Raw genomic sequence first — 9,774 nt, forward strand, 5'->3', positions numbered from 1 at the left:
AAAGGTTTGAGATCAGAGAGTCCGTAAAGGCACGAAGTGCATTTACTTGGCGAATGTCCCCGAACGAGTCTAACGGCGAAGCCGATAGACGAGGTTACGCAAACTAAGGTGAGAGAGACAGGAGGAACTGATAACAAACAAGTTAAACGGCTTGCCGGTTAAAAGGTTTGAGATCAGAGAGTCCGTAAAGGCACGAAGTGCATTTACTTGGCGAATGTCCCCGAACGAGTCTAACGGCGAAGCCGATAGACGAGGTTACGTAAACTAAGGCGAGAGACAGGAGGAACTGACAACAAACAAGTTAAACGGCTTGCCGGTTAAAAGGTTTGAGATCAGAGAGTCCGTAAAGGCACGAAGTGCATTTACACTTGGCGAATTACTTTTTATAGTATTAAAAAAGTAGTATAATGAATATATAAACTTTAAAATAATAAATGCATGATGTACCTAGGAGAGATAGATATGGAATACATAGCACTTTATAGAACGTATAGACCTAAGAGTTTTGCTGAAGTAATAGGGCAAAATAATAATATTACTATTCTAAAGAATCAGATAGTTACACAAAAAATAACCCATGCATATTTATTTTGCGGTACACGAGGAACAGGTAAGACTTCTGCAGCAAAAATCTTTGCAAAAGCAGTAAATTGTGAGAAAAACAAAGATGGTGAACCTTGTCATATCTGTAATACGTGTAAAACAATAGAAAATAACAATATTATGGATATAATAGAAATTGATGCAGCTTCTAATAGAGGCGTTGATGAAATTAGAGAACTAAGAGAAAAAGTAAAATACCCCCCAACTATAGGAAGTTATAAAGTATACATTATAGATGAGGTACACATGCTAACTTCAGAAGCTTTTAATGCTTTACTAAAGACTTTAGAAGAACCTCCAAAGCATGTCATATTTATATTAGCGACAACAGAACCTAATAAATTGCCTACTACAATTTTATCGAGATGCCAAAGGTTCAATTTTAGAAGAATTCAGATAAGTGATATTCAAAGTAAGATGGAACAGATATGTAAACAATTAAATATAACTATTGAAGATAAAACATTACAGTTGATTGCTAAGAACGCAGATGGAGCAATGAGAGATGCCTTAAGTATTCTAGAACAATGTTTATCTATAAGCAAAGAAAATATTGTAAGTTATGAAAGCGTTAAAAATCTACTAGGAATAAGTGATGACCATTTAGTTTACTCTATAATTGAAACCATAGTAAATAAAGATATAAAATCTGCTCTTGATTATTTGGAAGAAGCATATAAGAATGGTAAGGAACTGACTCAATTGATGAATCAATTAATTCTTTGTTTTCGAGATATGCTTATAATTAAAATAACAAGTGCTAAAGAAAATCTAATAGAAGCAAGTGAAGAAAATATTGATACATTGCAAAAACTATCCAATCAAGTAGAAAAAGAATTAATTTCTTACTATATTGAATCTTTAACAGATATGGAGAATAAGATTAAATTTAGCACACTACCTAAGGTTTTGGTAGAAGTAATTCTAATAAAACTATGTAGCTTTAACTTAATTAGTACGCCGCATAAATCAAATCAGAATATAAAGGTTCAAGAATATAGTAATAATCAGCAAGATAAAAAGAACGATTATATATTAGATAATGTACCTAAAAAGCCAATAGAAAAAAAGAAATCGTTAGATCAGGTGAACTCAAAATTTGAATTTAAAATTCTATGTGAGGCAATTAAGAAAGAAAGTCCATCACTTGGTAGTTCACTACAAATGGGCAAATTTGTTAGCATCACTGAAAATAGAGTAAACATTGAATTTAATGAAGGTGATACGATACACTTATTAAAAGTGAATAAAAACAAATCAAATATAGAGCAACAAATGAATGAAATATTTCAAAATGAATATTTTCTTAATTGTACTGAATATCAAATTAAAGAAGACGACGAGTTAGTGCAGATAACAAAAGAAGTATTTGGTGCAGATAAAGTATATTTAACAGAAGAGTAGATTTAAAATATGAAATTAGTAATAATAGGAATCTAGATCCTTTGAATAGGATATAGAAAAACCATTAAAAATGAGTAGATTGTTTGTAATAAGAGTTTAATGATATAATTTATAAAATAATACAATGAGATAATTAGAGGAGGATATTTAAGATGGCGAAAAAGTTTTCTGGTGGAATGGGTGGTAATATGGGTAACATGATGAAACAAGTACAAAAAATGCAGCAAGATATGGGTAAAGTACAAGCAGAGTTAGAAGAAAAGCAAGTAGAAGCAACATCAGGTGGAGGAGCTGTTACTGTAATAGCTACAGGTAAAAAGAATATATTATCCATAAAAATTAAACCAGAAGTTGTAGATGAAGATGATATTGAAATGTTAGAAGATTTAATTCTTGCAGCAGTAAATGAGGCATTAAGAAGTGCAGATGAGATGGTAAATAATGAAATGAGTAAAATTACCGGTGGAATGAACTTACCAAAAGGATTGTTTTAGACAGGACGAGCTACTGCTTATCTAGCATAGCGAAAGGAGAGGTATCGTATGTCATCATATCATTCAGCACCAATCGAAAAGTTAATACATGAATTTAGCAAATTGCCCGGTATTGGAAATAAAAGTGCTCAAAGACTTGCTATGCATGTATTAAAAATGTCTAAAGACGATGTTGCCTCTCTTGCCCATGCAATTGTACAAGCAAAGGAAAAGGTGAAAAACTGTACTATATGTTTTAACATTACTTCAGAAGAGAATTGTCGGATCTGCACTGATAGTAAGAGAGATAAGAGTACATTGTGTATAGTACAGGAACCCAAAGATATTATAGCTATAGAAAAAACAAAAGATTACAGAGGTTTATTTCATGTTTTACAAGGTGCTATTTCACCTATGGAAGGCATAGGACCAAATGAAATTAGAATAAAAGAGCTTATAGTGAGACTCCAAAAAGAAGATGTCTCGGAGATAATATTAGCAACTAATCCTAATATCGAAGGAGAAGCTACAGCAATGTATATATCTAAGCTTATAAAGCCGTCCGGAATAAAAGTAACTAGAATTGCTCACGGTATCCCAGTAGGTGGGGATTTAGAATACATAGACGAAGTTACCCTATCAAAGGCTTTTGAAGGAAGGCACGAGATATAAGAAAGAAATATTTGCGAATCAAATAAACTTATATCAAAAAGTAAATAAGGTTTTATAAATATACCCAGCTCAACGAAAGTAAATCTTTCCTTGAGCCTTTTTTATGTAGAAAAAGTATTGGGAAAAACCAAATAAGTGAAAATATATTAAAGGTCGAAATATGTAGAAAAACTATCCAAATCAAGTTAATCATTAGTGAAAATGGACGATATAAATTACAGGAATTATAAAATATATTATCAATTTACTTAAATCTATTAACACGAATTTAAACAATATAGTGGATAGGGTAGATATATTAACTACTATCATAATACTATTTGAAAATAAATTAATAAGTTTTTAATATTTTGAATAGATAAATTGATTAGTTATATTTCTATCAAAGATTAAAGATCTGGTAGAATTTTCAATGATTTAAGGATTCTAGTTGAAGTATTATCCCGCATTAACAGGCACTAAGACCTCCCACTTCAAGATTTCAAGATAAAAAAAGAGTTATTTTATTAATTAGTATTATTCTTACATATTTCGTTGGAAATATGATAACGAAACCTCTTGTGAAAGTAGTTGCAATTGCAAAGAATATCGCTAATTTAGATATTACTGAGGATGTCTCTAAAGAAGATTTAAAGTTGAAAGATGAAACGGGTGAGTTGGCTCTAGCATTCCAAAATATAGTAGATAATCTTAGAGAAGTTATCCAACAAGTAAGTGATTCATCACAACAAGTTGCAGCGTCATCACAAGAATTAACAGCGACTTCACAGCAATCAGCAACAGCAGCCGAGGAAGTGACTAAAACCGTTGAAGAAATAGCGAAAGGTGCATCCGAACAAGCTATTAATACAGAAGAAGGTTCTTCAAAAGCAACTGCATTAGGAGAGACTATTGGTAAAAATTCACACTATATAGTAGAATTAAATACATCTACAGAAAATGTCGCACATGTTGTAAATGAAGGATTAAAGGAGATTGAGAATCTTACAAAAATAACAGATGAAAGTACACTAGCTACAAAGGAAATATACGATATAATACTTGCTACAAATAATAGTTCAAATGAAATAGGAGAGGCAAGTGGAGTAATATCATCTATAGCAAATCAAACAAATCTCTTAGCTTTAAATGCTGCAATAGAAGCAGCGAGAGCAGGAGAAGCAGGCAAAGGATTTGCTGTAGTAGCTGAAGAAATAAGGAAGCTAGCCGAGCAATCTTCTATGTCAACAATGGCTATTGATGAGGTAGTTAGCGAATTACAAAGGAATGCTCAAAACGCTGTAAAAACTATGGAAAGAGTAACTACAATTGCCAAAGAACAAACAAATAGTGTTACAAGCAATAAAGATAAGTACTTATTAATAGAAGGAGCTATGAAAGGTGCAATTGAAGCAGTTAAACATTTAAACCTTTCAAGTGAAGAAATGGAAAAAATGAAAAATCAAATACTTGATACTCTGCAAAACCTAACAGCTATTGCAGAAGAAAATTCGGCAGCTACAGAAGAGGCCTCTGCTTCTATGGAAGAGCAAACTGCTTCTATTGAAGAAATTGCAGGTTCTAGTGAAGGTTTAGCCAATTTAGCTCAAAATCTACAGGAAATTATTAGTAGGTTCAAAGTATAGTTCTTATTATGTAAAATAATAATTAAATAAAATGTTAAGAAAGATTTCTAGTATATATTAGAAATCTTTTTTATTTGTCGAAACTTGATGAAAAAAGTCAGTTAATCAGTTAATTTTTATTAAAATTAAACGATATAATTATTGACTGTGAAAAAGTATTGTTGCTTATTATTATTATTTTATAACTAAATATGGAATTGACTAATTAAATTTTAGGGTTAAATCATCAAAAACTTAAAACTACTAATGAGTTTAAGCCGATTGTAACATTTATATGACTACCCTTTTTTATAAATAGAAGGGTTTTTTATATGAGATCAAGAAAAAATAAGAGGGGGAGTACAATGAGAAGTATAAAGACAAAGTTAATTATTTATTTTTCTGTTTTAATTTTCATATCTACTGTTACATTAGGTGTTGTATCTTTATACCAAGCTAGTAATATAGTCACAGCAGAAGCAGAGAGTACACTAGAAAAAATTTCACTAGATGGAGCAGAATTAATAGAAAGCAGAATGACAAATCAGAGAGAAAGTTTAGAGACCTTAGCTTCACTAGATGCAATAAAAACCATGGACTGGGAGGTTCAACTTCCAATCTTACAAGGTCAAGTAGAAAGAGACAATTCACATGTATATGGTGTAATGTTTCCAGATGGAACAGTAAATTACGTAGATGGAAGAGTAATAAAATTAGAAGAATCTGATCCAATTTCCAGAGCCTTGGCAGGGGATATGCATGTGTTGAATTTTGGAGTCAGTCCTGTTAATGGAGATATCGTAATGATGTACGCTACACCAATTAAAGAAGGTGATAAAGTAGTTGGTGCATTGCTAAGGCGTAGTGATGGTGGTGCTCTAAGTGAAATAACTGATAATTTAGGCTTAGAATATGGTCAGGCATATATGATAGATGCAAATGGAGTTATGATTGCTTTTCCTGATAGAGATATGGTTATAAACCAATTTAACCCTATAGAAGCCGCACAAGAGGATAAAACCCTTGCTTCAATGGCAGAGTTAACTCAAAAAATGATTGACGAAAAACAAGGTGTATCAATATGGACAAACACTGCAGGTAAAGTTGAATACGCAGGATATGCCCCAATTGACAATACGAGTTGGATACTCGTTGTCGATGCTGACCGAGATGAAGTTCTATCTGCAATTCCAGGGCTACAAAGAACGAGTATGATAATAATTGCAATTATATTTTTGATTAGTATTATTTTTACTTACTTTGTAGGTAATTTAATTACGAAACCTATTGTTAAAGTAATAGACATTGCAAAAAATATATCTAATTTAGACATTACACAAGATGTGCCTGAATCTGACATGAAATTGAAGGATGAAGTAGGGATCTTAGCAAATGCATTCCAAAATATAATTAATAATATTAGAGAAATTATTAGGGAAGTTAACGAATCTGCTCAACAAGTTGCAGCGTCATCACAAGAATTAACAGCGACTTCACAGCAATCAGCAACAGCAGCGGAGGAAGTGACTAAAACAGTTGAAGAAATAGCAAAAGGTGCATCTGAACAAGCTGTTAATACAGAAGATGGATCTACTAAAGCTGTAGTACTAGGAGAGACTATCACAAATACAGAGAATTACATAGAACAATTAAATGAAGCGTCACAAAAAGTTGCGCAAGTTGTAAGTGAAGGGTTAGGTGAAGTTGATAATCTTTCTAAAATTTCAGATGAAAGTGCAGTAGCGACAAAGGAAATATACGATATAATCATAGCTACAAATAATAGTTCTAATGAAATAGGAGAGGCGAGTGGGGTAATATCAGCAATAGCTAATCAAACAAATCTATTAGCATTAAATGCTGCTATAGAGGCAGCAAGAGCAGGAGAAGCAGGTAAGGGTTTTGCTGTAGTAGCTGAAGAAATAAGGAAACTAGCCGAACAATCTTCTATGTCGACAATGGCTATTGATGAAGTAGTAAGTGAATTACAAAGAAATGCTCAAAATGCTGTAAAAACAATGGAAAGAGTAACAACAATTTCAAAAGAGCAAACTAATAGTGTAGTGAGCAATAGAGATAAATACCTATTAATTGAAGTAGCCATGAAAGATGCAATAGTGGCAGTAGAAAAATTAAACGTTTCAAGTGAAGAAATGGAAAAGATGAAAAATCAAATACTTGATACTCTGCAAAACCTAACGGCTATTGCAGAAGAAAATTCGGCAGCTACACAAGAAGCCTCTGCATCTATGGAAGAGCAAACAGCTTCTATTGAAGAAATAGCAGGCTCTAGTGAAGGTTTAGCTAATTTAGCTCAAAACTTACAGATTATTATTAGTAGGTTCAAGGTATAAAATTAAATATGAGGGCAGTTAAAAAAGATTTCTAGGAAAATATCCTAGGAATTTTTTTTGGCTAGTATATTAAAGTTAAAAAATTACTGCTGTAATATCATTGAAGAATCTATGATTTTAACACAAAATGTAAAAAAAGTTCAAAATATCTTGATTTATAGATTGTTTTCTATTAATATTAAGTATAATTAAATATTGGAAATATAAACTAATTGACATTTAAGGGCAAACTTATCTAAAGGTAAGGACGCAAAGCCAAGGGCCTAATTAACATAAAGTTATATGGTAGCCGGTTGCATTCATATAACATGATATCCCTTTTATTCTAATAAAAGGGTATTTTTATGTAAAAAAAATAAAAGTTTAAGGGGAGGTCACATGAAAAGTATTAAAACAAAGTTAGTAATTTATTTTTCTATAATTATTTTAATATCGTGTATTACAGTTGGAATAACATCTATGGTAATGACAAAAAATGCGATTGTTAAAGAAATAGAAAAGAGCGTAGTCGAGTCATCTATAGAGGCAGGAAAGTTAATAGAGAGTGAAATGGATACCCATAGACAAGCAATTGAAATAATAGCTAACTTAGATGACGTTAAAAGTATGGATTGGGAGATTCAACAGGCTATATTACAAAATCAACAAGAAGAAACTGATTTTATAAATTTCGGAGTAATGAGTGTTGATGGATTTGTAACTAATACCGACGGAAGCACTATACAATTAGAAGATACTGACCCAGTTATGAAAGTATTCAAAGGCGAAAAGAGTGCAGTTAACTTTGGGGTTAGTCCTGGAATAATGGAGGCTGTTTTAATCTATGCTGTTCCTATTGAACGTAACGGTCATGTGGTAGGAGCCATTTTAGCTAGCACATCTGGAGATGCATTATCTGATATTACCGATAATTTAGGTTTAGGAGAAAAAGGTGAAGCAATAATAATAGATGGTACGGGTACACTTATTGCTTGCCCTGATAGAGATATAGTTGCAAATCAAATAAATCCTCTAACTATGACAGGAGAAGAAGCTGAATCTGAAGCTATAAAGATAACCGCTAAAGTTTATAGTAAAATGCTAGAGGAAAAAACTGGCCACATTCAATGGACAAACCCATCAGGGAAAAAGACATTTTCTGGATTTGCACCTATTAATAATACTGACTGGATAGTTAGTATTGATGCAGATCAAGATGAAGTATTATCAGCAATTCCAACACTTCAAAAAACCACGATGATACTAATAGGATTGATACTAATAATTAGTATATTTTTAACTTATTTTGTAGGTAATTTAATTACGAAACCTATTGTTAAAGTAATAGACATTGCGAAAAAAATATCTAATTTAGACATTACACAAGATGTGCCTGAATCTGACATGAAATTGAAGGATGAAGTAGGAATCTTAGCAAATGCATTCCAAAATATAATTAATAATCTTAGAGAAATTATTAGGGAAGTTAACGAATCTGCTCAACAAGTTGCAGCGTCATCACAAGAATTAACAGCGACTTCACAGCAATCAGCAACAGCAGCGGAGGAAGTGACTAAAACAGTTGAAGAAATAGCAAAAGGTGCATCTGAACAAGCTGTTAATACAGAAGATGGATCTACTAAAGCTGTAGTACTAGGAGAGACTATCACAAATACAGAGAATTACATAGAACAATTAAATGAAGCGTCACAAAAAGTTGCGCAAGTTGTAAGTGAAGGGTTAGGTGAAGTTGATAATCTTTCTAAAATTTCAGATGAAAGTGCAGTAGCGACAAAGGAAATATACGATATAATCATAGCTACAAATAATAGTTCTAATGAAATAGGAGAGGCGAGTGGGGTAATATCAGCAATAGCTAATCAAACAAATCTATTAGCATTAAATGCTGCTATAGAGGCAGCAAGAGCAGGAGAAGCAGGTAAGGGTTTTGCTGTAGTAGCTGAAGAAATAAGGAAACTAGCCGAACAATCTTCTATGTCGACAATGGCTATTGATGAAGTAGTAAGTGAATTACAAAGAAATGCTCAAAATGCTGTAAAAACAATGGAAAGAGTAACAACAATTTCAAAAGAGCAAACTAATAGTGTAGTGAGCAATAGAGATAAATACCTATTAATTGAAGTAGCCATGAAAGATGCAATAGTGGCAGTAGAAAAATTAAACGTTTCAAGTGAAGAAATGGAAAAGATGAAAAATCAAATACTTGAAACTCTGCAAAACTTAACAGCTATTGCAGAAGAAAATTCGGCAGCTACTGAGGAAGCCTCTGCATCTATGGAAGAGCAAACAGCTTCTATTGAAGAAATAGCAGGCTCTAGTGAAGGTTTAGCGAATTTAGCTCAAAATTTACAGATTATTATTAGTAGGTTCAAGGTATAAGTCTAATTATAAAATTAAATATAAAGGCAAAAATAGTAAATATCTATAAAAGAACAAACGGCTACTATTGAAGAAATTGCTGGTTCTAGCAGTAGTTTTTTGAAATTAATACAAACATAAATAAAAGGATAAGTAGTAAATATACTACAAATAAAAAGATTTCTATGAACTACATAGAAATCTTTTGGTAGTGTAATAAATTTTGTGTCTATGGTAAAAAATAACTCTTTAATGGCAAGAATTTAGATATGAATTCAAACCAGTAAGGAGTTTTTTAATATGGGA

General features: G+C 32.0%; 6 protein-coding genes and 1 riboswitch. All 6 genes read left to right on the forward strand.

Annotated features, from left to right (window positions below):
- The first annotated feature begins 462 nt into the window (after positions 1-462).
- The 6 genes from dnaX (at position 463) to GC105_RS16130 (ending at position 9,489) form a co-directional block, all read left to right on the forward strand.
- Complete coding sequence (gene dnaX / locus GC105_RS16105) at positions 463-2,007, forward strand: DNA polymerase III subunit gamma/tau (RefSeq protein WP_193708461.1); 1,545 nt, start codon at positions 463-465, stop codon at positions 2,005-2,007.
- A 152-nt stretch (positions 2,008-2,159) separates the two neighbouring features.
- Positions 2,160-2,501 carry a YbaB/EbfC family nucleoid-associated protein gene (locus GC105_RS16110; RefSeq protein WP_152806884.1) on the forward strand — a complete coding sequence of 114 codons (342 nt, stop codon included), beginning with the start codon at positions 2,160-2,162 and terminating at the stop codon, positions 2,499-2,501.
- Between the two features lie 48 nt (positions 2,502-2,549).
- Complete coding sequence (recR, locus tag GC105_RS16115) at positions 2,550-3,152, forward strand: recombination mediator RecR (RefSeq protein ID WP_152806886.1); 603 nt, start codon at positions 2,550-2,552, stop codon at positions 3,150-3,152.
- A 542-nt stretch (positions 3,153-3,694) separates the two neighbouring features.
- Positions 3,695-4,777 (forward strand): methyl-accepting chemotaxis protein, encoded by a 1,083-nt coding sequence (locus GC105_RS16120; protein WP_152806888.1) that lies wholly within the window; start codon positions 3,695-3,697, stop codon positions 4,775-4,777.
- A gap of 344 nt (positions 4,778-5,121) precedes the next feature.
- Entirely contained in the window at positions 5,122-7,110 is a 1,989-nt protein-coding gene (locus tag GC105_RS16125) for a methyl-accepting chemotaxis protein (RefSeq protein ID WP_152806890.1), read from the forward strand.
- Between the two features lie 214 nt (positions 7,111-7,324).
- A riboswitch (cyclic di-GMP riboswitch) is annotated at positions 7,325-7,411 on the forward strand.
- 77 nt (positions 7,412-7,488) lie between these two features.
- Positions 7,489-9,489: a methyl-accepting chemotaxis protein gene (locus GC105_RS16130; protein ID WP_152806892.1), complete on the forward strand. Its 2,001-nt coding sequence runs from the start codon at positions 7,489-7,491 to the stop codon at positions 9,487-9,489.
- The last annotated feature ends 285 nt before the right edge of the window (positions 9,490-9,774 follow it).

This window comes from Alkalibaculum sporogenes, from assembly GCF_009362815.1.
GTDB lineage: Bacteria > Bacillota > Clostridia > Eubacteriales > Alkalibacteraceae > Alkalibaculum_A > Alkalibaculum_A sporogenes.